Consider the following 23,356-nt stretch of genomic DNA (forward strand, 5'->3'; position numbering starts at 1 on the left):
CTTGCGGGATGAAAGCCGCTCTGGTTTCCTCCCCTCCGTCCTGCGAGACGCCGCTGTAGCTCAGGGGTAGAGCAATTCATTCGTAATGAATAGGTCGTCGGTTCGATTCCGACCAGCGGCTCCAGGAAAAGCCTGATTCCATTTACTCCGGCAATGTAGGGGTTAGAAGCAAGCCGAGAAGATCCTCGCCGGCTCCGGCCTGCCTCTCATAGAGGCCGCCAGGATCGCAGCCCACGCGGCCAACCCTGCGGACCTTCAGACGATGGAAACACGCCATGCTTCACGGCGAGATGGCATGAAGCGACACCTACACCACCAGCATGGAAAAAATCCCCCGCGGGCTTGGGTCTGAGATCATGACCAGCAAGTGCGGCACGTTGAATTCTGGCATCCTCAAAGCCGCCAGAAGGATGTCTTCCATCACTTCTTTTTGAGCGATCCAACCGACCTTTCGCCGGTTGACGTGCTGCCGATTATCTTGAGCTGTTTTTTGGAAACCAGAGTGATCTTGGATGTGGATTTGAATGGCTCAAAAAGCCCTTCCGCTGTGGCGCTGGTGGAAAGCGTCGTATTGTTCGCGCTCCATCTACCAGTGATGAAGGCCGCCACATTGCCGTTCACCTTCATCTCTCCCTCAACCTTCCCGTTCTTGTGGTAGCGAGAAGTGCCAACGATCTTTTGACCTGAAAATTTGATCGTGGTTACAGCGATCAGGCCGGTCTTCTCATAACGCTTGTAAACGGTGGTGGTGTTCTGAACCACCGCTTGCCCGTTGCTGGTCGCTGTGACCTTGCCCGACCACGTTCCGATCAGTTTCGAGGTAACGTCGGCGGCGACAAAGTGGATGCTTGAGGCAAGTCCGAGAGCGGCGATTAAAATAGTTTTCATATGACGGCTCCTGCTACCTGCCCCGGCATTCAGAAGCAAGCTCCCATGGTAGTGGCACTTGATGGCAGCCCGTCCTTGATTTCGGCATACCGTCCCCGGATGATCGCCGGGATGCTTCCCCACTCCCGTTCCCTCCATGCCGCAATCGGCTTTCTTGAACTTGGAATGCCGGATGACGCGTGGGAGGAACTGGATTCCCTGCCACCCGGCCAGCGTGAGTTCGCGGACGTCCGTGAGCTGAGGATTAGCATCTCGCTGCGGATGGAAAAATGGCACGCCGCCCGCATCGAGGCGGAGGAGATGGCGGGGCGGGATCCGGGCAACCCCGGTTGGTGGATCTCATGGGCCTACGCGCTCCGACGGGAAAAATCCGTGTATGAAGCTCGGGAAATTTTGTGGGAAGCCGCCCGCCGTCATCCCGAGGAACTGATGATTTCCTACAACCTCGCCTGCTATGCGAGTGTCCTGGGAGAATTGGACGAGGCACGGAGGTTGCTCTCGGAGGTGTTTGCGAAGGATGCGAATTTCAGGCAGATGGCGGCGGGAGATCCGGATCTGGATGCGGTTTTCGCAGCGGGTGGCATGGTGTGAGACGACACGCCTCACGACGTTTACCCCTCGTTCCCCCGTTTCATCGGAGTGAAGACCAAACCTGACACGTTCTGTGAAATCGTGTGGCCCCATGGGATGAAGAAGGGCTCAGCCGTTGGAAACCGCCACCAAACGGCCTTTGCACGGGCGGCCTCGGACTTCGGAAACCACATGAAAGGCTCCTCCCCCGTTCGGGGGTTTTTTTCTGTCATTTGACAGATCGGGACAATGGCGGGAGTTTGGCATTTCCCAAACCCTGTCCTGCCCATGTACCGCCATCCCATTTCCTGGCTGCTTGCCTCCGTCGTCGTTGCCGACAGCCAGACCGTCACCCATCGCTGGAATTTCAACTCCACCGGAGCCGCGACCAACGGCACGGTCATCCCTGACCTGATCTCATCGGCCCCGGGCACGATTGTCGGGACCAACGCCACCCGCACCGGAAGCGCGCTCACCTTGCCCGGCGGATCGAACGGCCAGAACGCCACTTCCTCCATCGCCGCGTATTTCGATCTACCGAACGGGATCGTTTCCTCGAAAACCAACTTCACCTTGGAAATCTGGGCGACGATCCACTCGACCCGGAACTGGCAGCGCCTTTTCGACTTCGGACGCATGGACATCAACGGCGGAGGAAACGGGGAAATCCCCAACACCTACGGCAATCCCGGCGGCTCCTCCTCGCGCGACAATCTCATGCTGGCGGCCCATCGCGGTGACACTCTCAACGACAAGAAAATCGTCGCCCGGAACGACGGCGCGGGTGAGATCGGCTTTGAGAACACCGTCTCGACATCCCTCAACACCCAATATCACTACGTGGCGACCTTCCAGGCGAACGCCAATCCGGCCACGGGCGGCCGCTTCACCTGGTACCGCAATGGCACCCAGATGGGCTTCGTCGATACCACCTTCCCTCTCAGCCAGATCCAGGACGTGAACAACTGGCTCGGGCGTTCGCAATACACAAACGACCAGAATTCCAATATCTCCTACAACGAATTCCGGCTCTATGACTACGCACTGAACCAGACACAGATCAACGCGAGCGGTGCCGCCGGCCCCGATGCGTTTCCCACTCCGGTCGCCGCGGCCGACTCCTCCACCATTCCCCACGGCGGCAAAGCACGCATCCCCGTCCTGAAGAACGACACCGGGGAAATCTCCATGCCGGCCTTCACCATTCTCCAGGCACCCGCTTCCGGCACCGCGGTGATCACCCCGGACAAGCAGGTGCTTTACACCCACACCACCGGCACTCCCACCACGGACTCGTTCACCTATCAGATCGCGAACACCGGTGGCCAGTCCTCCACCGGCACCGTGACCATCAACTTCAACAACGGACTGAAGATTCCCAATCCGAATCTCAACGTTCCTTCCACCCCACCACCTACCGCCTATGCCGCGCCCAACGCTTTCGGCTCGCTCGGATTCAACTCGCCCGTGTGCATGGCCACTCCCCCCGGGGAGACCCAGCGGCTGTTCGTCTGTGAAAAAGGAGGACTTCTCCGGGTGATCCCGAACGTGGCGGCGGGCTCGCCCGCCGCCACCACCTTCCTGAACCTGACAAATCTCCTCAGCGGCCGCGGCGAGGCGATCGACACCGGGTCCGAGTGCGGATTGCTGGGTCTGGCCTTCCACCCGGACTATGCGACCAACCGCTACTTCTACATTTTCTATTCCGTGACGAAAAGCGGTGCCCGCTACCAACGCGTATCCCGCTTCACGACCCAGACAGCCAATCCGAATCTGGCGGACACCACATCCGAGAAAATCCTCATCGAGCAACTCGACGACCGGGACAACCATAATGGCGGCGACCTTCACTTCGGACCTTCGGACGGCTACCTCTACATTTCCGTCGGGGACGAGGGCGCGGGTGATGACAACCCGACCTTCAACAGCCAGCGCATCGACAAGGATCTCTTCTCCGGCATCCTGCGCATCGATGTGGATCGCGACATGGCGAACAGCGTCGAGCCCACCCCGCACGCCTCCATCCCGCTTGAGGGCGGCGTGGCCCGTTTCGCCATCCCGAAAACCAACCCTTTCGTCCACACCAGCCTGGGAGGAACGTGGGACGGCACCTATATCGGTTCACCTGTCAGCACCACCGCCGTCCGCCGTGAGTTCTGGGCGACGGGCTTGCGAAACCCCTGGCGCATGTCATTCGACCCGGTGACCAACGTTCTCTGGTGTGCGGATGTCGGACAGGGACAGCGCGAGGAGGTGAACAAGATCGTGAGGGGCGGAAACTACGGGTGGGTGTTCCGCGAGGGGAACATCGCCGGCCCCCGGACCAACAATCCGACAATGCCCTCGAATTTCCTCACCGCCTATCACAACCCTCCTGTTTATGACTATCCCCGCGGAGGCAACTTCGGTGGATATTCCGTCACCGGAGGCAGGGTCTATCGCGGGACCCGCATCAGCGCGCTTACGGGGAAATATATCTTTGGCGACTACGGTTCGGGGAACATCTGGTCGATGAACCAGGATGGAACAGGAATCGAACGTCTCTTGGGAGAAGGCGGCATCTCCGCTTTCGGAGTGGATCCCTCCAATCAGGACATCCTGATGGCGGACCTGGACGGATTGATCCGCCGCCTGAGCACGAGCACGCCCGTAGGCAGCTATCCCGCCACCCTCACCGCCACCGGACTTTTCACCAGTGTGACCGATCTCACTCCCGCCCCGGGACTCACCCCGTATGCCGTGAACCTCCCTTTCTGGAGCGACCACGCCGTCAAAAGCCGCTGGTTCATCGTACCCGACGGAACATCCAAATTCACCAGCTCCGTGGAAGGCCGATGGACGCTGCCGGACGGAACCATCTGGGTGAAGCACTTCGACATGGAGATGCAGCGGGGCGTGCCTTCCAGCAGGAAGCGCATCGAAACACGACTCATCGTGAAAAACCCCACGGGTGCCTACGGCGTCAGTTACCGGTGGAACGAAGCGGGCAACGAGGCCACGCTCGCACCGGACGAGGGAGAAAACTTCACCCTCGCGATCACCGAGGGTGGAAATCCCGCCCCGCAGACATGGCGCATCCCCAGCCGGGCGGAGTGCATGGTGTGCCACACGCCGCAGGCCGGACACGCGCTTTCCTTCAACACCCGCCAGCTCAATCTGGAAAACAGCCTGCTCGGATTCACGGGGAACCAGCTCACGACCCTGTCGCAGCAGGATTACCTGACTTCCTCGCCCGGATTGCCAAACCTGCTCCCCCGCCACATCCGGCCGGATGAGACGAGCGCGTCGGTGGAGGCCCGCGTGCGTTCCTACCTTGCGGTGAACTGCTCCTACTGCCACCAGTCCGGCGGCACCGCACCTTCGTCATGGGATGGAAGCGCGCATCTGACACTCGCCCAGACGGGCCTGGTCAACGGCACGGCGAACAACAGCGGCAGCGATCCGCTCAACAAGCTCGTCGTCCCCGGCGACACGACACACTCCATCGTGCTCAGCCGTGTCGCGGTGACCAATGGATTCACCCGCATGCCTCCGATCGGCAGCAACATCCTGGATCAGGCGAACATCAACCTCCTCAACACGTGGATCAATGGGGAGCTCACCACCCGGCGGGATTACGCCGCCTGGCGCGTCGCCCGATTCGAACCGGATGACTTGCCCGGCGGAGCACCCGACCAGGATCCCGATGGAGACGGAGTGACGAATTACCAGGAGTTCCTCGCCGCGACGGACCCGCTTGATGGCGGGAGCCGCTTCCAGCCACAGCTCGCCCGTGTTTCCGGAAACCTCACACTCGGCTTCGACCTTCCCACGAACCGTTCGTTCCGGATAGAGACCTCCGACAACCTCGGCCAGTGGACGCCATGGGACGTCCCAGACAACCAAGGCACTCCGGTGGCGGGAGGGCTGCAACAGTTCAGCGTGCCGACGGTCGATCCACAGCGGTTCTTCCGGGTGAGCCTGAAGGAAAACTGATATCCGCTCCGGTAAACAAGCGGGAAGCAGAGGTTCTTCCGTTCGTAGTCCAGCCCTTCAGGGCGTCTTCAGTGCGCGCGGAAGACGCCCTGAAGGGCTGGACTACGTGCGAAGAATCCCGGCTTTGATGGAACCCCGCTGCTAAATTACTCCTTACTCGGTTTCATCCTTGTGAATCAGGAAACAAAAAGCCCGGTGCGGCGGTCCGCACCGGGTTTTCCCCAACATCAACAGCAGCTACAAAAGGTTCAGAACGACCAGACGAGGTCCACCGTCCAACGGCTTTTCATCAGGCTGTCCTCGTCGTCCGTGAGCGGAATTTCATACGCCACGCCCGCGTCAACCGACTCCGTGAGGCGTGAGCGGAAACCGACGGCGGTGGAGACGAAATCACGGCTCGCATCGGAATTGGCGGCCCCGAGGTTGAACAGGTCACCGCCCTCGAACTCGATCACGGCGGGCACCGAGCCACCGACGTGGGTCGGGTAATTGCCGGCGCCGTTTCCGGAATCCAGCACATGGAACCAGTTCAGCTCCACCAGCGGAATGAAGTATCGGCTGATTTCATAACTGGCGTGGGCACTCGTCCACAGCTCGGAGGACTGCTCGTCGGAGAACGGGATCTGGACACCCGTGCCGACAGAAAACTGCCAGTCGTCGATGAGTTTCAGTCCGGACAGGGAAAGATTGATGAGGCCGTCACCCTCGCCTTGGAAAACATCGCTGTTGCCGGTGGGAAGTTCCAGGGTGACGGTTCCGCTCAGCGCGGTTTGCGAAACGGGATCGAGGATGAAGGCATATTTCAGCCCGCCTCCGAGGTTGGCGAAACCGGTTTCACCGCTCGCGGTGCTGTCGGGATTGACATCCACATAGCCGTCCTTGGTCGCGACGACCGACAATCGGTCGTTCAACGCGATCTCGAACTGCAGCGCATACAACTCCACATCGCCTCCCAGAGGCAGCTTGCCGAGGGTCGTGTTGATATTCTTGGGAAGCGAGTGATAAAGAAACAACGGATGGACGTTGGTGGCCGGCAGGGCCAGATCGAACAGGGTGGGATTGCTGATCGGGCGGCGGGCCCGGGCAAAGCCGTCACCGGAAGCGGCCGGCACCGCCGATGTGGTGTCGCTGGCGACGGAACCGGCGAAAACAAACGAACTGAGTAATCCAAGGACACCCGCGGTGATGATGTGTTGTTTCATGGTGGTTTTGCTTCGAATTGCGGAGCCATCATCATCCATCGCCACACATCCTGCTACCTGCCGCCCGTCGTAGACTGCGCATATCTTGCAATATCGCGCTCCTCCCCACCGCTTCGCGTGACCTCGGATTGATCAAAAAAAATCCAGCCCGAAGGAGCATCGGCACCACCGCTCCTCTAACAAAAAAACGGCGGACCTCTTTCGAAGTCCGCCGTTTTTGAATGGGTGAAAGCCAGAGGGCGGACCGAGGTCCACCCGGGTTGATCAGGAATCAACCCTCCTTATCTCACTTGTTGAGCACCTTGAGCTTCCGGATGCCGAAGACGGCGTCGTCGCCCAACTCTTCCTCGATGCGGAGGAGTTGGTTGTACTTCGCGATACGGTCCGAGCGGCTCATGGAGCCGGTCTTGATCTGTCCGCAGTTCGTCGCGACGGCGAGATCGGCGATGGTGCTGTCCTCGGTCTCACCGGAGCGGTGGCTGAGAACGGCGGTGTAGCTGTTTTCCTGGGCCAGTTCGACGGCGTCGAAGGTCTCGGTGAGGGAACCGATCTGGTTCACCTTGACGAGGATCGAGTTCGCGACGCCCTGCTTGATGCCCTTGCTGAGGAAGTCCACGTTCGTGACGAAGAGATCGTCGCCGACGAGCTGGGTGGTCTTGCCGAGCTGGTCGGTGATGATCTTCCAGCCGTCCCAGTCGTTTTCGGCGCAGCCGTCTTCGATGGAGATGATCGGGTAACGCTTCTGAAGGTCGGCGTAGAAGGCGACGAGTTCCTCGGCGGACTTCACGGACTTGTCGGACTTCTTGAAGACGTAGGCGTTCTGCTTGGCGTCGAAGAACTCGGACGATGCGACGTCGAGGGCGAAGGCGATGTCCTCACCGACCTTGTAACCGGCGGCCTCGATGGCCTGGCAGAGGACCTGCATCGCATGCTCGGCGCTCTTCAGCGTCGGAGCGAAACCACCTTCGTCACCTACGGCGGTGGAGAGACCGAGGTCGTGGAGGACCTTCTTCAGGGAGTGGAAGACTTCCGCACCGTAGCGGAGGGACTCGCGGAAGGTAGGCGCGCCGACAGGCACGATCATGAATTCCTGGAAGTCGATCGGAGCGTCCGAGTGGGCACCGCCGTTGATGACGTTCATCATCGGGACGGGAAGCACCTTGGCGTTCGGGCCGCCGAGGTATTTGTAGAGAGGCACGCCGAGTTGTGCGGCGGATGCCTTGGCGACCGCCATGGAGACGCCGAGGATGGCGTTCGCACCGAGGTTCTTCTTGGTGGAGGTGCCGTCGAGCGCGAGCATGGCGGCGTCGATGGAGGCTTGTTCGGTGGCGCAATAGCCGAGAAGGGCGGGAGCGAGCACGGCGTTGACGTTCTCAACAGCCTTGAGCACGCCTTTTCCGAGGAAGCGGGACTTGTCGCCGTCGCGGAGTTCGACCGCTTCGTGCTCGCCGGTGGATGCGCCGGATGGGACCGCAGCGCGTCCGATGGCGCCGCCTTCGAGATGCACATCGACTTCAACGGTGGGATTGCCACGGGAATCGATCACTTCGCGACCGCGGATTTCAACAATGGTGGTATAGTCCATAATGGTTGGTTGGGGTAGGTATTCTGGGTTGGGTTTGAAATTCAGGGATTGAACGGGCGGATGGAGCGGACGGTGAGCGTCTGCATCTGCTCGGTCTCCTCGTCACGCACCTGCACGGTCTCGCCGGGCGCGCGGCCGACGAGGGCTTTTCCGACTTCGGAAAGGTAGGAAACGGTCTTGGTCTCCGGAATGGAGTCCCATGCGCCGAGGACTGTGATCTCGGTCTCCGCGCCAGCGGCATCCGCGAGGGTGACGATGGTGCCGATGTTGATCCTGCCGGCATCCGATCCCTTGAAATCGGTTCCGCGGGAATTGGCGATCTCCTTCTCCAGAGCGGTCCGGCGGAATCCGAGATACTTCTCCATATCCTTGGCGGACTTGTATTCGAAGTTTTCCCGGAGGTCTCCGTAGGATTTCGCGATTTTCACGTCCTCGCGGTTCTGTGGGATCTTGTTGCGGACGATGTCGTCCAGCTCGGTCTTTTTCTTCTCAAGGCTCTCCCATGAAACGAGCAGAACCTCGTCAGGGCGCTTCTGGTTCGAGCCGTTGACGAGTTCCGCCGTTTCTGGACGCGCCTTGATGATGCGGGCCATGAGGGACTTTTTCTCAAGCTCGCCGAAGACCGGGCAGTCGAGGAGACGGCGGGCGAAGTTCCGCGTCTCGTTGATGTCCATGATGGCGACGAGGTCGGTGAGAAGCGTCTTGTCATCCCCGAGCAGCGATTGCAGGCGCGAGGTCTTGCGCGGGCCGTCGGAAAGGTGGTCGTTCTCCAGAAGGTTCAGCACCGAGGCGCCGACATCCGCACTGAAGATCTCGGCGGCCGGCCCCTTCCGCTCGCGGCAGACCCAGATGAGGGCGTCCGGCCCGAGGGCGCGGCGGGCGATGGCGGAACGGAGGTGGGTGACGAGGGCCGGCATCGCGTCGCGCTCCAGCAGGATGCGGGCGATTTCCGTGACGCCGCGCGCTCCGACGCTGTCGAACACCTTGACGATCTTGCTGACCCAGATGTCTCCGAAGGCGTTCGGGAAGGCTTCGTAAACCGCGCGCTGGCGGCTGGATGGCAGCGTGCCGGCTTCCTCCGCCAGGCGGGATGGATCGGCGGAAAGCAAAAGATCCGAGAGACGGACGGCGGAGGATTCCAGCTCCAGGGCCTTCGACGAGCTGATGACTTCATCGCGGGCGGCGACGAGTTGCAACGCCTGGCCAAGCTGGACGCGGGCGGCTTTTTTCGCCCCTTCGTCGATGTCGCTCAACAACCGCTTGAGGGCGTCCGAGTCGTTTTCAAAGGCTCCGATGTCCGCGGCGATGGCTTCCAGCGCGCGGATCATGCCCTTGATGTCGCGGGCCGCTTCGAAGTCCGCCACCAGCGATTGGGCCGGGCTGCGGTCTCCGGTGCGGAGCACGATGGCCTCGGTGCGCTTCTGCGGCACGGCGGCCAGACGGCTCTCGCGGAGGGTCTTCTTCGTCGCGTCCCACCACTTCTTGAAAGTGGGCTCGGGGATGACCGCGCCGGAGAGTTCCTTTTCGAGCGCGTCTCCTGTCATGCTGCCACCGTGGCTCTGGAGCAGGTGGACGACGAGGGCGATGGGATCGCTCTTGGAAAGGGTGCGGAGTTCCTCAAGCTGTTCGATCTTCTTCGCACGGAAATCCTCCGCGGGAATCCATTCGGTTTTTTGGAATGCGAACTGCAATTCCATCGTCTGACCGGTGGATTTTTCGAAGTCGATGGTGACTTTTTTCGCAGGAAGATCCCAGTCGGTCACCTTGCCGGCGCCGAAGGATTTGTGAATACAGAAATTTCCGGGAGCCAATTGAGAAAGGCGCTCGCCGACCGGTCTAGGAATGCGACCGGCTTCAACCAGTTTCGCCACGTCAGGATGCATGCGGCGCAAGATGAGAAGCCGTCTTCAAAAACGCAAGGCAATCCCATGATAAATCTGCGGGATCGCGCAATTCAGTGCCCCCGGGGCGCGGGAGGAGCCTGGCGGGGCTTCGGTTCGCGAGGGGACATGAGATTTCCGTCCAGAGCGGAGTCCAGGGTGCGGCACAGGACCAGCACCCGCTTGCGCCATGGTTCGGGCACCGCGTCGAGCAAGGCATCCTTGGCGAGGCCGCCATCGAAAATGACATCATCGGCGGTCCCCCGGATCTTCACCTGGTATTGGTCGGCCTCGCGGGTGACCGTGGCCTTGCCCTCGCCCTGGAAGGTGAACTCCGCGCTTTTCTCCGCCACATTCACGACGCGCAAGGGGCCGTTGTTGTCCTCGGGAAGCGCCGCGGCCTCGACCATTCCGCTCTGGAACGGTCGTTTCAGGTCAAACTCCCCCACCGGCATCATCAGGATCTCCTCGCGCGGTTGTGAAATCTTCACCACCATGCCGCTTTCCTCGTCGCGCACGTTGTTCTCCCGCACGGCGGTGAATTTCACCGCATGCATTTCGGTGCCTTCGAAGTCCTTCCGCATCCCCACGTCCGTCACGGACTCCAAACGCTCGGAAGCACTGACGAGCACCGATCCCGAAGGAGCGTCTTCCGCCTTCGCCATGGACGGCCCGGTCGTGTGATCCGCCGGGAAAAGGGCGAACATCGCTCCGATGCCCGCCGCGATGCCGCCGCCGATGAGACTGCGGACAAGCCACTTGCCGGAGGAGATCTCGGTGACGTTCTCCGGCTTGGCGGCCGCGAGCTTGTCGATGGTTTCATCCAGTCCGCTCTTGAACTCCGCGCTCAGGGCGGGCGGAGCCAGGCGGGCCATGATGGTTTCGATAGGGTCAGGCGCTTGCATGTCGTTCTTCCTTGATGCGGCGCAGCTCGTGCGCCAGTTGTTCCAATGCGTAGCGGTAGCGGGATGCCGCCGTATTCGCCGAAATCGCGAGAGTCTCGGAGATCTGCAGAAACGTCAGCCCGCCCCAGAATTTCATCACCACCACCTCACGCAGCTTGGGGCTGAGGTTCTGGACGGCGTCGCGCAGGATGAGCGCTTCCTCGTCCTCCTCCAGCACCGGGTCCAGCCAGACGTCCTGGAAATCACTGAGGTAGATCACGGATTCCTCGCGCTTGCGGCGGCGGGACTCGCTGCGGTGCAGGTTCAGCCCGCAGAAACGGATGGTGGAGAACACCAGCGGCAGATCCGGCGGGGAGCCCCCCTTGTCCGCCTGATGGTGCCACATGCGGAGGATGGCCTCTTGCACGAGGTCCTCCGCGTCATGGCGCGAATTGCTCCAGCCACGTGCGAACAGCAGCAGACGCGGACCGTTCTCGGCCAACCACTGTTTCCATTCGCTTGCGGGAGAATTCATCGTTCTGGGAGGAAAATGCCTCTCGCCGGGAATTTTGTCTCAAAAATCTCAATCCGTCGAGAAAACGGATTTTAGCCCGCCGCATCCGATACGCTTCCGATCACCTTGGAGCCCCGGCTCCACATTCTCAAACCGCCTGGAGCAGGTTCTCCATCAGGCGTTTGGGGTGATGGAAGTGGGCCCTGTGCGCCACGAGGGCTGGAAAAACCAGCCAGCAGAAGGCGATTCCGATAAACGCGGTCCAATACTTGGCAATCCCGGACAGCCCGACCTCGTAATCAACGCGGGATCCTGTGCCACTCGGCGTGATCCGTATGATGCCGTGTTTGGGCAGCAATGGAGCGCTCTCTGTCAGGTAGGTTCCGTGTCGGAATTCGATCACCCCCGCCGACTGGCTGAGTATCTCGAAGTTTCCCGCAGCCATCGCCGACCGGAGGCGATCCGCCGCCTCACCCGGGGAGAAATCAGATTGTGCGGTGCCTGTGTTCATATCTCGATGTCCGCCGGGCATGGATTGTCCCCGATCATCACCACGAACTAAAGGAATTGGGAAAATCCGCAATTCATTTTCCCCAACCTCCCGAAGCAACCGGCCACTGTCCGGATCACAGCCCTACCCCAGACTTGCCACTTTCGGAAATTCCCCCACCCTCCGCGCATGCGGTATCTGATTCTCCTCTGCGGTTTGGTGATCCTGGCGATGGGCGGGGTGGCGATGGCCACGCTGGCGAAGACCGACGGCCAGGGATTTCTCTACGGCGCGCTGCAGCTCGGCGGCGGACTCCTCATCTGCGGGATCTTCACCTTCAGGATGCCGTGGCACGGCATCATCGGCGCGGGTGTGATCTCGCTGCTGGGCACCGCCCGGGGATTGGGGAATGTGCCGGGGCTGGTGAAATTTCTCGGTGGAAACCGTGATCACGGCACCACCCCGCTGCTGGAGCTGGGCGTGACGCTTATCTGCTGTCTCCTGATGCTGCGGGTGCTTGTGGTGCTCCAGCGGGAGCGGGTGCGCCGGATGCTGGAGCAGGGGGAGTGACCGGAGGAGTGCTGGCTGGCGCGGCGGGTGCCGTTGTGCCGGGTGGATTCGCTGCTGGCTTTTCCGGTGCCCCCGCCGGCTTGGAAGGATCCGGAGCGGTCGCGGGAACCGGGTCCGGAGGGGCAGGAGCCAAGGCCGGAGCCGAGGCCGGGGGCGCGGGTTTCGGCAACAGGTCCTGCCATTGGTGGAGCTGGTAGCCATCGCCAAGGCCGCCGATCTCGCCGAGCAATTCGTGGCAGCGGTTGCGCCACTTTTCGTAATCCGGCGGGGTTTTCTCGGCCTCACGGCTGCCGGGGAAAACGACGTAGCTGACCTTCAGGTCCGAGACCGGACGGCTGTAGGAACTCGCCTTCGGGTTGATTTCCTTGGCCATGCGGAGCGATGCCTCGCCCACCTTGAAAACCGGACCGCCGTCGCCGACGATGGATGGGTAGAGCTTTTTATCGTAAACCACCACCGCGTAGTCGCCCACCTTCGGCGTGAACGAATCATTCGCACCCAGCAGATTGATCGGGATGACGATGAACGGATCATAATCGGCGATCAGGAAGCTGCGCCCCTTGAGATCGTCGATGCCGCGCTTGAGATACTGGATGCGGTCGCGCAGCCACGCCTTGCGCGCGGCAGGGGTGGCGGCGGCGGCGAGCTCCTTCTGGGCCGCCGTGACGCGGCGTTCCCAGCCCTCGACCATCGGATTCGGAGTGGCGGTCTTTTTCGGCCAACCGTAGCTGGTGAAAGGCTGGTAATGCGGGGAATTGACAATCTCGTCCGGCATCGCCGGCAGGCGGTCGCCGTCGGAACCGTCCGAAACGACGTCCATCTCCGCCTGCATGAAGAACACCTTGCGGCCGTTGGCGGCGGTGAGGTTGAGGATGGTCTCGCAGTCGTAGATGTTATGCTTCGTGAGGAGTTCGTTGAGGGTGTTCGCGTCGGTGCGGACACGGGCCGCCTTGTTGTCGTAGAGCCTGCCGAACCAAGGCGAGACCTGGGCCTTCTCCACCATCGGCGGCAGGCCGGGCAGGATTTTCGATAGACCGGGACTGGTTGTTTCCAGCTCGGCGAGGGTTTTCGCAGCGGTCGGCAGGCGCAGGGAGAGCTGGTAGCTCGCGGTGTAGCTGGCGTCGTCGATGCGCTCCTTCGAGGCGATGCCGCCCTTCCCGATCTTCACCTCGGTCTTGAAAGGAATCCCGGAACGGAGCTTGCGGACATCCGAGAGCGGTCCGAGCTCCGGTTCGGCCTTCGGCTCCGGCACCTCCTGTTCCGACGCCTGCTTCATCGCATCCTCGTGAGACTTCCGCAGCGCCGCCATGCGGGACTCGTATTCCTTCTCCAACTCCGCGGTGATCTGCGCCTCCGCCTGGCGGAAAATGTCGTCCTTGTCCACCGAGGCCGCCGCCGGCTTGGGCGCGAAAATTTCCTTCAGTCCGCGCTTCACTTTCGCGGAGTTCAGCCCGGCGACGATACCCACCCCGATGATGCCCAGGTAGATCACATCTTTTATTCCGAACCAGCGGACCGCCCGTTTCCGTTGGTTTTTCGTTTCCCGTGGTTCGTTCATTTCCCCTACCCTAGCCATTTCCCGTTCACCATCAATCCCCGTCCGACAAAGTTTTGCGGATCCATCAGGTGACGAATACGTCACAACTGAAACGTTTTTATCCATGGACAAACCCTCCAAGGGAACATGGGAGTGGCGGGTGCCAACGCGTCCCGTTCCACAGGCCCCGTCTTTTTTGAAAAACCCACATGTCCCAATCAAAAGCCCGCTCGTCCTGGCGCGTGACCGCGTTATCCACCCTACTCTCGTTGTTCTGCGGCGCGGGCCTGTCCCAAGGGGAACTGATCCGCCCGGACGTCGGAGCCTACTATGACGGCATCCTGCCGCCCGAAGCACCCGCCGTGGCTTCGGACTGGTCCACGGTGCCCGCCTTTCCCAACCTCTCTTTTCTGAACCCGCTCGGGCTCACCCACATCCCGGGAACGAACAAGCTGTTGGTATGGGAACGGGAGGGCAAGATCTGGGCGTTCGACAACGACCCCGCCGTCACCACGAAGACGCTGGTCGTGGACCTGTCCGCGAACGTGCAGGGCTGGGACGATTCCGGGCTGCTGGGGCTCGCGGTGCATCCGGATTTCGAAACCAACCGGCAGATTTACGTGTGGTACGTCTGGCGCGGGGGGATCCAGGGAGGAACGGGAGACCTGGGACCGGTGCTCGGAAGCGCCACCACCCGTCCGCCGACCAATACTCCGAACCGCAACCGGCTTTCCCGTTTCGTTCTGGACGGGAATTTCCAAACACCCAAGGCCAGCGAGGCGGTGGTCATCGACCAGAAGGACATCAGCGTCTGGCACAACGGCGGCGGGGTGTTCTTCCACCCGCAGAACGGATTCCTCTACATCACCAATGGCGACGACACCGATCTCACCAACACCCAGCGCATCGACCGCGGCCTTTTTTCCTGCGTGATGCGGATCGATGTCGACAAACGGGGCGGCTCCGTCAGCCACGCGCCGACGCTCCGCCCTGTGAACGAGGTCAGTCCGAACTGGCCCCAATATTACGTGCCGAACGACAATCCGTTCGTGGGCCAGCCGAACTCGCTGGAGGAGATCTACGCGATCGGCCTGCGCAGCCCGCACCGGATGACCATCGATCCGGTCACGGGCCGGATCTTCATCGGCGATGTGGGTGCGGACACGCGTGAGGAGGTCAGCGTCATCGATCCGGGCGATGCGGCGGGACTGAATTTCCAGTGGAACCGGATCGAAGGCGCGGGACGCGACCTCACGGCACCCTACATCGGCGTCAACAAGCGTCCGATCATCGACTACCCGCACGGAACAGAGGACGGCAGTTGCGTGATCGGCGGCTACGTTTACCGGGGCACCCAATTTCCGGAACTGATCGGTAAATACATCTTCGGGGATAACATGAGCGGGCGGATCTGGTATCTGGACGAAAGCACCAGCCCGGCGAAGAAAGTGCTGCTGGCCACCCTGCCGGACGGGCCTGGACCGAATTCGGGCAACGACTACCGGGGGCTGGGTTCCTTCGGGCTCGATGCCTATGGGGAAATCTACCTGTGCCAGCTCAGCAGCGTGGACGGACGGATCTTCAAGCTCAAACGCGGTGGCGCGCCTCCCGGAACCCCGCTGCCCTCGACACTCAGCGCCACCGGCTTCTTCAGCGACACGGCGGCGCTGGTTCCCAGCCCCCGCCTGCTGCCGTACCAGATCAACGCTCCGTTCTGGTCCGACCATGCCGTGAAAAGCCGTTACGCCGCGATCCCGAACGGCACCACCGTGGGATTCACTGCCCAGGGCGACTGGGATTTCCCCACCGGCAGCGTCCTCGTGAAACATTTCGATCTGCCGGTGAGCGACCTCGATCCCGCCGTGCGCAGGCGGCTGGAGACGCGCTTCATCGTGAAGAAGGCGGACGGCTCGGTCTATGGCGCGACCTACAAGTGGCGCGCCGACCAGAGCGATGCCGACCTGCTGGATTCCTCACTGACGGAAAGCATCCCGATCCAGACCTCCTCTCTCGGTGCTTTCACCGGCCAGGACATCGGCAGCCCGGCGCTCGCGGGATCGACGACCCGGGAGGGAAGTTTCATAACCATCAAGGCGGGCGGCACGGACATCTGGGGAACCAGCGACCAGTTCCACTTCGCGAGCCAACTCCGCACCGGCGACTTCGATGTCTCGGTGCGCGTCGAGTCGGTCACGCAGGCCGATCTTTATACGAAAACCGGGCTGATGGTCCGCGATTCGCTGGCACCGAACGCCCGCCACGTCATGGCGCTGGTTTTCCCGAGCAACGCGGCGCGCAACAATAACAACGGCGGCTACGAATTCCAATACCGGGCGACGACCGGTGGCAACGCCACCGCGCTCTACCCGCCGGCTCCGCAGCCGTTGGTGAGCTATCCGAACACCTGGCTGCGCATGAAGCGAGAGGGCGACACCTTCATCGCCTATTCCAGTGCCAACGGTTCCGACTGGAGGGAATACTCCCGCACGGTGCTGGCGCTGCCCGCACAGCTCCATTTCGGCCTCGCCGTGACAGCCCATACCGGTAGCCCTACCACCACCGCGAAGTTTGAAATCGAGACGCGCCGCCAGAATTGGTATTACCCGAGCAGACAGGACTGCGTCACCTGTCATAACTCCCAGGCCGGCGGTGTGCTGGGACTGAGCAGCCGGCAGTTGAATCTCGACACCCGCTATCATGGCGGCGATTTGGAAAACCAGCTGAGAGCCTGGAGCCACGCCGGGCTTTTCCACAACGGTCCGGATGATTCGGAAATCCCGGCACTCCCGAAGCTGGTTCCCGCAGGCGACACCACCGCCTCCCTTGAGACACGGGCCCGCTCCTACCTGGACGCGAACTGCTCGAACTGCCACCGCCCGGGTGGTGTGCACGCCCTTTGGGACGCCCGCTTCCAGACGCCCTTCAGCCTTCAGGGCATCAACTACGGCACCGTCGTGAACAATCTCGGCAATCCCGACGCAAGGGTCGTGGTGCCGCAGAACCTGCCCGACTCCATCCTCCACTATCGGGTCAACCGCGTGGGAGAAAACCAGATGCCGCCGCTGGCAAAAAACCAGGTCGACGAGCAGGGCGTCGCGATGCTCGCCGCATGGATCCAATCCCTGCCGACGGAGAACGTGGAAGCGCCTTCCCTGCTGGCCGCGGTCGCCCGTTCCCATACGAGGGTGGACCTTTCCTGGCAGGACAACTCGGACAACGAGAGCGGTTTCTCCATCGAACGCTCGACCGACAACGTGAACTTCACCCGCATCGGTACGGTGGGTTCCGGCGTGCGCGCCTACAGCGACCTGAACGCGGAACCCTTCACCACCCAATACTACCGGGTGGCGGCGTACGCGGTGTATGTCACGTCCGCCTACTCCGATGTCCGGTCGGTCACTCCGGACATCGGCCCGCCGGCACCTGAAGTGGTGGTCCGCTCGGGAACCATGATGATCCCGAACAATGATTTCACCCCGGGCGATCTGCCGGGGGTGACGGATTTCGGCGGCGTGAGAACCAACGCCAGCGTGACGCACACCTTCTCCATCGCGAACATCGGCAACGCACCGCTCACCCTGACAGGAACACCACGGGTGGTCGTCCTCGGACCCGACGCGGCCTCCTTCCCGGTTTCCCTCCAGCCCGGGACCGGCACCATTGCCGGTGGGGCCTCCACGGCGTTCGGCATCCGCTTCTCACCGCAGGGAACGGGAATCAAGACCGCGCTGGTTTCCATTCTCTCGGATGATCCGGACGAACCGGTGACCACCTTCGCGATCACGGGAGAAGGTGTCTCCAGCGATCTCGCCGCCTGGTGGAAATTCAATGAAGCCTCCGGGACGACAGCCTTCGAAAGCGCCGGAAACAGTCTGACGGGAACCCTGACGGACCCGCTTCCGGCCTGGTCGGCGGCAGGCAGGCTTGGCGGAGCGATCCGTTTCACCGGCGAAGTCAACCAGAGTGTGACCGTGGCGAACCATTCCAGCCTGAACCCCACCTCGGCGATCACGATCACCGCATGGGTATGGGCGGAAGACTGGAGCGGCAACCGCCGCATCCTCCAGAAGGGCAACACCGACAACCAATACCGCCTGCTGGCGGAAAACGGCAAGCTGGTCTGGGACATCGAGAATGTCGGCCGGATCGAAGCGGACCTGCCAGCGACCGAAAACTGGGCCCACCTCGCCGCCACCTACAACCGGACGGCCATGCGTCTCTACGTCAACGGTGTGCAGGTCGGCGTGCTGAACAGCACCGTGGCGATGCCGACCACCACCAACCCGCTCTACATCGGCACCAAGACACCGGGATCCACCGCGGGTGATCACTTCAATGGCTACCTGGACGATCTCCGCGTCTATTCCTCCGCCGTCTCAGCGAGCGACATCGCCATGATGGGAAGGAACTCCGGTGTGGTCGAGATCGCGACGAGCGATGGAACCGCACAGAAAGGCACGGGTGACGCGGGAGCGATCTCGATCACGCGGACAGGCGATACCGCTGCGGACCTGCCGGTGACTCTTTCGCTGATCCAAGGCTCGGGCCAGGCGGTGCTGGACACCGATTTCAACCTGAGTCCGGCACTGGCCGGATTCGAAATCCCCGCAGGCCGGAGCGTTGCCACCGTGGTGGTGAATCCGATCAACCGTTCCGTCGTGACCGGACCGCTGGATGCCACCGTCCTGCTGGCCCAAGGGACCGGCTACTCGACCGGTCCCACCACAATCGCCCGCGTGCGGGTGCTGGACACCCCTTACCATCAGTGGAAAATCTCTGCATTCGGAGGACTCGCGGCAGCGAACGGCCCCGCTGCGGGTGACAACGCGGACCCGGACATGGACGGCCTGGCGAACCTGCTGGAAGGAGGACTCGGCGGCGATCCGCTGGTTTCTGATTCCTCGATCCTTCCGGATGTGAACGTGGAGTTCATCGACGGGCAACTCTACCTGACCTCCTCCTACACGAGGCCCCGCCCCGCGATGCCCGGACTGACCTACCTGACCCGGACATCGGACACACCGGCGGGCGGTGCCTGGCAGGATGCCGTGCCGCTGACGGGGTATCCGCAGGACAACGGCGACGGCACCGAGACGGTGAAGGTCCGGTCGGCCCTGCCGGTGGGTGCGGGCCCAAGCCAGTTCATGCGGCTGGAAATCGGAAGGCAATGAGAGACATCGGCCATTTTTCCGAATCCATCACCGACTGTCCAGCAAGGTTTTCCGTCGATTTTTCGGATTCGTGAAAAGTCGGTCATGACAAACCCGGCTTGATCCCTACACTCCGCGCCGTGAGTTACCAGGTCTTTGCCAGAAAATACCGCCCAAAAACCTTCAACGACGTGCTCGGACAGGATCATGTCGTGAGGACGTTACGCAACGCCATCGCCCAGAAACGGCTGGCCCACGCGTATCTTTTCGTCGGCCCGCGCGGCACCGGCAAGACCTCCACCGCCCGGATTCTCGCGAAGGCGTTGAACTGCACCGGCGGGCCGAACGCGGACTTCGACCCGGACGAGGACGTCTGCGTCGAGATCGCGGAAGGACGCTCGCTGGATGTGTTGGAAATCGACGGTGCGTCGAACAACGGCGTGGAGCAGGTGCGGGACCTGCGTGAGTCGGTGCGCTTCGCGCCGGCGCGCGGACAGTTCAAGATCTTCTACATCGACGAGGTCCACATGCTCTCGAACGCGGCGTTCAACGCGCTGCTCAAGACGCTGGAGGAACCGCCGCCGCACGTGAAATTCATCTTCGCCACCACCGAGGCGAACAAGATCCTGCCCACCATCCTCTCACGCTGCCAGCGCTTCGACCTGCGCCCCATCCCGACGGAGACCATTGCCGCGCACCTGTCGCACATCGCGAGGGAGGAAGGCATCACCCTCGATGAAACCGCCGCGTGGGCCGTCGCGAAAGGCGCGGACGGCGGCATGCGCGACGCCCAGTCGATGCTCGACCAGCTCGTTTCCTTCTGCGGGGACAGCATCAACGAGGCGAACGTGCTCGACGTCTTCGGCTTCACCTCGCGGGAAAAGGTCGCCTCGCTCACCCAGACGCTGCTCTCACGCAACAACCCCGCCGCGCTCGCGCTCATCCAGAAGGAAGCCGAGAGCGGCCGCGAGCTTTCCCAACTCCTCGGAGAACTCATCGGCTGCCTGCGCGCCCTGCTTGTCGCCAAGCTCGATCCCTCCGCCGACGGCGAAGGCATCCCGGCCCACCTGTGGACCGCTCTCCTCACCTCCGCCGACGAATACGCGCCGGACCGCATTCTTTCCGCCATCGACGTCTTCGCCGAAACGGAAGGCCGCATGAAGTGGGCGACGAACAAGCGCCTGCACTTCGAGCTGGGCGTCATCAAGGCCATCCAATCGCTGGGGGAAGTCCGCATCACCGACGTGATCAAGGTCCTGACCAAAGGCGCGGATTTCATGCCGGCCGCCGGGTCGATCGTCCTCGATCCACCGAGGGGCGCCGCAGGTCCAGCCGCTTCCGCTGTTGCCGCCAGCCCTCCAGCCACCCCTGCACCGGTCGCCGCCGAAGAGAAACCAGCGCCGGAGCCCGTCGCAACCGCTGCGGTTTCCACTCCCGCGCCGGAACCAACACCTGTCGCGGCCGCCCCAGCGAAACCACCGGCCGTTGCAGCACCTGCTCCGGAACCTACGCCTGTTCCCACACCCGCGACAGCGTCCGAACCGGACCTTTCCACCATTCCCGTCGCGAAGGAATGGAATCCCGCTCCGCAGCAGAAAGCCGTGGAGGAATCCGCCCCGGTCGCCACCAAACCGCGCATCACCGGAGGGCTCTCCGCCTTCGACCTGATGATCGCCGAGGCACCGGAAGTCAGCGAGATGCCGACCGCCACCGAGCCGCCACCATGGCAGAACGAGAAGCCCGCCGCACCCGTCGTGGAAAAAGCCCCGGAACCCGTGGCACCCGCACCGAGCATCACCGAGGACGCCTTCTACAACGACCCGCTCATCCAGGCCGCGCTGGTGAAGTTCGAAGGAAAAGTGGTGGCCTGAGAAGGGACCTTGGTGTTCCTCTTTTCATCGTGCCTGATTTTTCGAAATCCATCTTCACCGATCCCGGACCTGACGCCCCTCATCAGGCATCCGTCCCCGGGCACTGCCCTCGACCGCGGACGATCCCACCCATCGCCGATGAAAAAACTTCTCCAGCTCATCCGTGACACCGGGGTCTGGGCGCCCGTCGCGGTGCTCGTTTTTCACGAATTCGCCTCCGTAAAAGGCTACCGCACGCAGATCGACTGGATCAACCACTTCTCCGGCGGCCTGGCGTTTTCTTATTTCGCCTGGAAAAACATCCCGTTCCTCGTCCGCTGGATGGGCACGCCCACCGTCCCCGGCAGGCTGGCGGCCACATTCCTCGCGGGCTGTTCCGCCGCGATCTGGTGGGAGATCGCCGAATTTTCATCAGACGTTTTCCTCGGCAGCAGAATCCAGCGGAGCATCCATGAAACCATGGTGGATGAAATCAACGGGGTTCTCGGCACCATCACCACCGTCGGCATCCTCGGCGTTCGGGAATACCGCAGTCAGAGGAAGGTTGCGTGAAATTCCACATGATGAGTCTCGATCAACAAGGTTTCCTCCTCATGCGCCCCCTCACCCTCCACGCATCCTCCCAAGCCTCCGCACCTAAACATAGACGAGTGCTGCATTTCGTTTACCATTCCGGCGCGGCCATCACCGAAACCTGGCACAGGGCCGTGTAACTCCTTTTAAATCATTCCATGAACATCCAGAAACTGATGAAACAGGCCCAGCAGATGCAGGCGGGGCTCGCGGCGAAACAAGAAGAACTCGCCATCCAGACCGTCACCGCCTCCGTCGGCGGCGGCAAGGTGAACGTCATCGCCACCTGTTCCGGCGACGTGCTTTCCATCAAGATCGACCCGTCCGTGATCGATCCGGGCGACGCGGAGTTCCTGGAGGAACTCGTGCTCAAAGGCGTGCAGGAGGCCATCTCCAAGGGTAAGGAAACCGCCGCCGCGGAAATGAAAAAGCTCACCGGCGGGCTGAACATCCCGGGCATGTGAGAGCTGAGATCCTGAATCTTAAATCATAAATCCCGAACGGAGAGGAAGAAGCCGCTGTATTTTCAAGAAATGCTCCGCATCTCTCCTCTTCCGTTTGGAATTTGATCCTTGGGATTTAAAAATTTTCTCTCCCCGCATGTCCACCTTCTGCCGCTTCCTCGGATGGCTGGTGGTCGGACTTTCCCTGGTGCTCCACCTTTTCACGGTCTACACCTTCGCGCTGCAACCGGACCGGTTCGCGGCCTTCACCGTGATGCCCATCTGGCTATGGGGTGGCTTCGGGATGTTGTTGTGCCTCGGCGCGTTTTATTTCCTGCGCGCCCGCTTCTCCCTCCTCATGGCGGGCGTCTGGGCCGTCACCCTGCTCGTCGGCGCGGATGAGGCGCACGCGCTGCTGAACATCGGGAAACCGCCCCCCCTGCCCGGCCGTGCCGCACCTTATGAGGGGAGCCCCACCCTGCGGGTCGTCACGCTGAACTGCTCGACCTTCATCTATGGAAATCCTGCGGCGGACCTCGCCGTCTGGCAGCCCGACATCGTGCTGCTGCAGGAAGTGGAACCTCACCTGGCCCGCCAGATCGCGGATACGCTTTACGGCGGCCGGGGCGATCTCCGCTTCCATGCGGGCAATGCCATCGTCACCCGCTGGAGGATCACGCGGGACCTTCCGAATACCGACCGGAACCGCCGCGCCCTGCAGGTCACCGTGCGCACGCCCGGCGGCCAGGAAATGGAGGTTGTGAACATCCACCTCCCCAGCGCCTCCACGGACCTGAGACTTTGGCGGAAATACGCATGGTCCGCGCACCGGGTGAACCGCGCCACCCGTCTGGCCGAGCTTGCCGTCACCCGCAGGTTCCTCGCCGGATCCACTCATTTCCCCCACAAGGCGACCATTCTGGGTGGGGATTTCAACGCCCCCGCTTCGGACATCGTCCACCGCACGCTCGCGCCGGATCTGGTGGACGCCTTCGGTGCGGCGGGGACCGGCTGGGGAAACACCTTCCAGCGCCGCCTGCCGATCCTCCGCATCGACCACATCTACGCCACCCGCCATTTCGTCCCGGTCCGCAGCCGTGTCGTCGCCACCCGGAACAGCGACCATCGCATGGTCATCGCCGATTTTCTCGCGCCCACAAGACGCTCACATTAAACAAGCGTTTGACTTTTTGCCCATCTGGGTCTTTTTGCAGGAAAAATCAT

Annotated in this window: 16 protein-coding genes and 1 tRNA gene; 9 read left to right on the top strand and 8 right to left on the bottom strand. The window is 62.1% G+C overall.

Going from position 1 to position 23,356, the window contains the following annotated elements:
* Positions 1-49: 49 nt before the first annotated feature.
* Positions 50-124, top strand: a tRNA-Thr gene (locus JIN84_RS21950).
* 296 nt (positions 125-420) lie between these two features.
* On the opposite strand, the gene JIN84_RS21955 is transcribed toward JIN84_RS21950, so the two are convergent.
* Positions 421-927 (bottom strand): hypothetical protein, encoded by a 507-nt coding sequence (locus JIN84_RS21955; protein WP_200353248.1) that lies wholly within the window; start codon positions 925-927, stop codon positions 421-423.
* Between the two features lie 72 nt (positions 928-999).
* Here JIN84_RS21955 and JIN84_RS21960 point away from each other — a divergent pair, with 72 nt between their 5' ends.
* Both JIN84_RS21960 and JIN84_RS21965 read left to right on the top strand, forming a co-directional pair.
* Entirely contained in the window at positions 1,000-1,479 is a 480-nt protein-coding gene (locus JIN84_RS21960) for a tetratricopeptide repeat protein (protein ID WP_200353249.1), read from the top strand.
* 267 nt (positions 1,480-1,746) lie between these two features.
* Positions 1,747-5,433 carry a PQQ-dependent sugar dehydrogenase gene (locus JIN84_RS21965; RefSeq protein WP_200353250.1) on the top strand — a complete coding sequence of 1,229 codons (3,687 nt, stop codon included), beginning with the start codon at positions 1,747-1,749 and terminating at the stop codon, positions 5,431-5,433.
* Positions 5,434-5,681: 248 nt separating this feature from the next.
* Here JIN84_RS21965 and JIN84_RS21970 read toward each other — a convergent pair whose 3' ends face one another.
* The 6 genes from JIN84_RS21970 to JIN84_RS21995 all read right to left on the bottom strand — a co-directional run bounded on the left by JIN84_RS21970 (position 5,682) and on the right by JIN84_RS21995 (position 12,009).
* Positions 5,682-6,635, bottom strand: a complete 954-nt coding sequence (locus JIN84_RS21970; RefSeq protein WP_200353251.1) for a hypothetical protein — start codon at positions 6,633-6,635, stop codon at positions 5,682-5,684.
* Positions 6,636-6,921: 286 nt separating this feature from the next.
* On the bottom strand, positions 6,922-8,220 hold the full coding sequence (eno, locus tag JIN84_RS21975; protein WP_200353252.1) for a phosphopyruvate hydratase: 1,299 nt from the start codon (positions 8,218-8,220) through the stop codon (positions 6,922-6,924).
* 41 nt (positions 8,221-8,261) lie between these two features.
* Positions 8,262-10,103 (bottom strand): GreA/GreB family elongation factor, encoded by a 1,842-nt coding sequence (locus JIN84_RS21980; RefSeq protein WP_200353253.1) that lies wholly within the window; start codon positions 10,101-10,103, stop codon positions 8,262-8,264.
* Positions 10,104-10,174: 71 nt separating this feature from the next.
* The gene (locus JIN84_RS21985) at positions 10,175-10,975 is read right to left on the bottom strand and encodes a hypothetical protein (protein ID WP_200353254.1); all 801 of its coding nucleotides are present in this window, start codon (positions 10,973-10,975) and stop codon (positions 10,175-10,177) included.
* 16 nt (positions 10,976-10,991) lie between these two features.
* On the bottom strand, positions 10,992-11,519 hold the full coding sequence (locus JIN84_RS21990; RefSeq protein ID WP_200353255.1) for an RNA polymerase sigma factor: 528 nt from the start codon (positions 11,517-11,519) through the stop codon (positions 10,992-10,994).
* Between the two features lie 127 nt (positions 11,520-11,646).
* A complete protein-coding gene (locus JIN84_RS21995) occupies positions 11,647-12,009 on the bottom strand; it encodes a hypothetical protein (protein WP_200353256.1) in 363 nt (120 codons plus the stop codon).
* Between the two features lie 168 nt (positions 12,010-12,177).
* Here JIN84_RS21995 and JIN84_RS22000 point away from each other — a divergent pair, with 168 nt between their 5' ends.
* A complete protein-coding gene (locus JIN84_RS22000; RefSeq protein WP_200353257.1) occupies positions 12,178-12,558 on the top strand; it encodes a hypothetical protein in 381 nt (126 codons plus the stop codon).
* Here JIN84_RS22000 and JIN84_RS23320 read toward each other — a convergent pair.
* Entirely contained in the window at positions 12,476-14,116 is a 1,641-nt protein-coding gene (locus tag JIN84_RS23320) for a glycoside hydrolase family 75 protein (protein WP_200353258.1), read from the bottom strand. The two genes, JIN84_RS22000 and JIN84_RS23320, sit on opposite strands and share 83 nt — an antisense overlap.
* 188 nt (positions 14,117-14,304) lie before the next feature.
* On the opposite strand from JIN84_RS23320, the gene JIN84_RS22010 reads away from it, so the two are divergent.
* The 5 genes from JIN84_RS22010 to JIN84_RS22030 all read left to right on the top strand — a co-directional run bounded on the left by JIN84_RS22010 (position 14,305) and on the right by JIN84_RS22030 (position 23,306).
* Entirely contained in the window at positions 14,305-19,266 is a 4,962-nt protein-coding gene (locus JIN84_RS22010; protein ID WP_200353259.1) for a PQQ-dependent sugar dehydrogenase, read from the top strand.
* Positions 19,267-19,364: 98 nt separating this feature from the next.
* Entirely contained in the window at positions 19,365-21,116 is a 1,752-nt protein-coding gene (dnaX, locus tag JIN84_RS22015; protein WP_234043647.1) for a DNA polymerase III subunit gamma/tau, read from the top strand.
* 138 nt (positions 21,117-21,254) lie between these two features.
* Entirely contained in the window at positions 21,255-21,668 is a 414-nt protein-coding gene (locus JIN84_RS22020; protein WP_200353260.1) for a DUF2238 domain-containing protein, read from the top strand.
* Between the two features lie 179 nt (positions 21,669-21,847).
* Positions 21,848-22,153 carry a YbaB/EbfC family nucleoid-associated protein gene (locus JIN84_RS22025; RefSeq protein WP_200353261.1) on the top strand — a complete coding sequence of 102 codons (306 nt, stop codon included), beginning with the start codon at positions 21,848-21,850 and terminating at the stop codon, positions 22,151-22,153.
* A gap of 136 nt (positions 22,154-22,289) precedes the next feature.
* On the top strand, positions 22,290-23,306 hold the full coding sequence (locus JIN84_RS22030) for an endonuclease/exonuclease/phosphatase family protein (protein WP_200353262.1): 1,017 nt from the start codon (positions 22,290-22,292) through the stop codon (positions 23,304-23,306).
* Positions 23,307-23,356: the final 50 nt, after the last annotated feature.

The organism is Luteolibacter yonseiensis, assembly GCF_016595465.1.
GTDB classification, from domain to species: domain Bacteria; phylum Verrucomicrobiota; class Verrucomicrobiia; order Verrucomicrobiales; family Akkermansiaceae; genus Luteolibacter; species Luteolibacter yonseiensis.

Coding starts and splice junctions, on each gene's coding strand:
- JIN84_RS21960 (WP_200353249.1), top strand. CDS start 1,000: ATGCTTCCCCACTCCCGTTCCCTCCATGCCGCAATCGGCTTTCTTGAA.
- JIN84_RS21965 (WP_200353250.1), top strand. CDS start 1,747: ATGTACCGCCATCCCATTTCCTGGCTGCTTGCCTCCGTCGTCGTTGCC.
- JIN84_RS21970 (WP_200353251.1), bottom strand. CDS start 6,635: ATGAAACAACACATCATCACCGCGGGTGTCCTTGGATTACTCAGTTCG.
- eno (WP_200353252.1), bottom strand. CDS start 8,220: ATGGACTATACCACCATTGTTGAAATCCGCGGTCGCGAAGTGATCGAT.
- JIN84_RS21980 (WP_200353253.1), bottom strand. CDS start 10,103: ATGCATCCTGACGTGGCGAAACTGGTTGAAGCCGGTCGCATTCCTAGA.
- JIN84_RS21985 (WP_200353254.1), bottom strand. CDS start 10,975: ATGGCCCGCCTGGCTCCGCCCGCCCTGAGCGCGGAGTTCAAGAGCGGA.
- JIN84_RS21990 (WP_200353255.1), bottom strand. CDS start 11,519: ATGAATTCTCCCGCAAGCGAATGGAAACAGTGGTTGGCCGAGAACGGT.
- JIN84_RS21995 (WP_200353256.1), bottom strand. CDS start 12,009: ATGAACACAGGCACCGCACAATCTGATTTCTCCCCGGGTGAGGCGGCG.
- JIN84_RS22000 (WP_200353257.1), top strand. CDS start 12,178: ATGCGGTATCTGATTCTCCTCTGCGGTTTGGTGATCCTGGCGATGGGC.
- JIN84_RS23320 (WP_200353258.1), bottom strand. CDS start 14,116: ATGAACGAACCACGGGAAACGAAAAACCAACGGAAACGGGCGGTCCGC.
- JIN84_RS22010 (WP_200353259.1), top strand. CDS start 14,305: ATGTCCCAATCAAAAGCCCGCTCGTCCTGGCGCGTGACCGCGTTATCC.
- JIN84_RS22020 (WP_200353260.1), top strand. CDS start 21,255: ATGAAAAAACTTCTCCAGCTCATCCGTGACACCGGGGTCTGGGCGCCC.
- JIN84_RS22025 (WP_200353261.1), top strand. CDS start 21,848: ATGAACATCCAGAAACTGATGAAACAGGCCCAGCAGATGCAGGCGGGG.
- JIN84_RS22030 (WP_200353262.1), top strand. CDS start 22,290: ATGTCCACCTTCTGCCGCTTCCTCGGATGGCTGGTGGTCGGACTTTCC.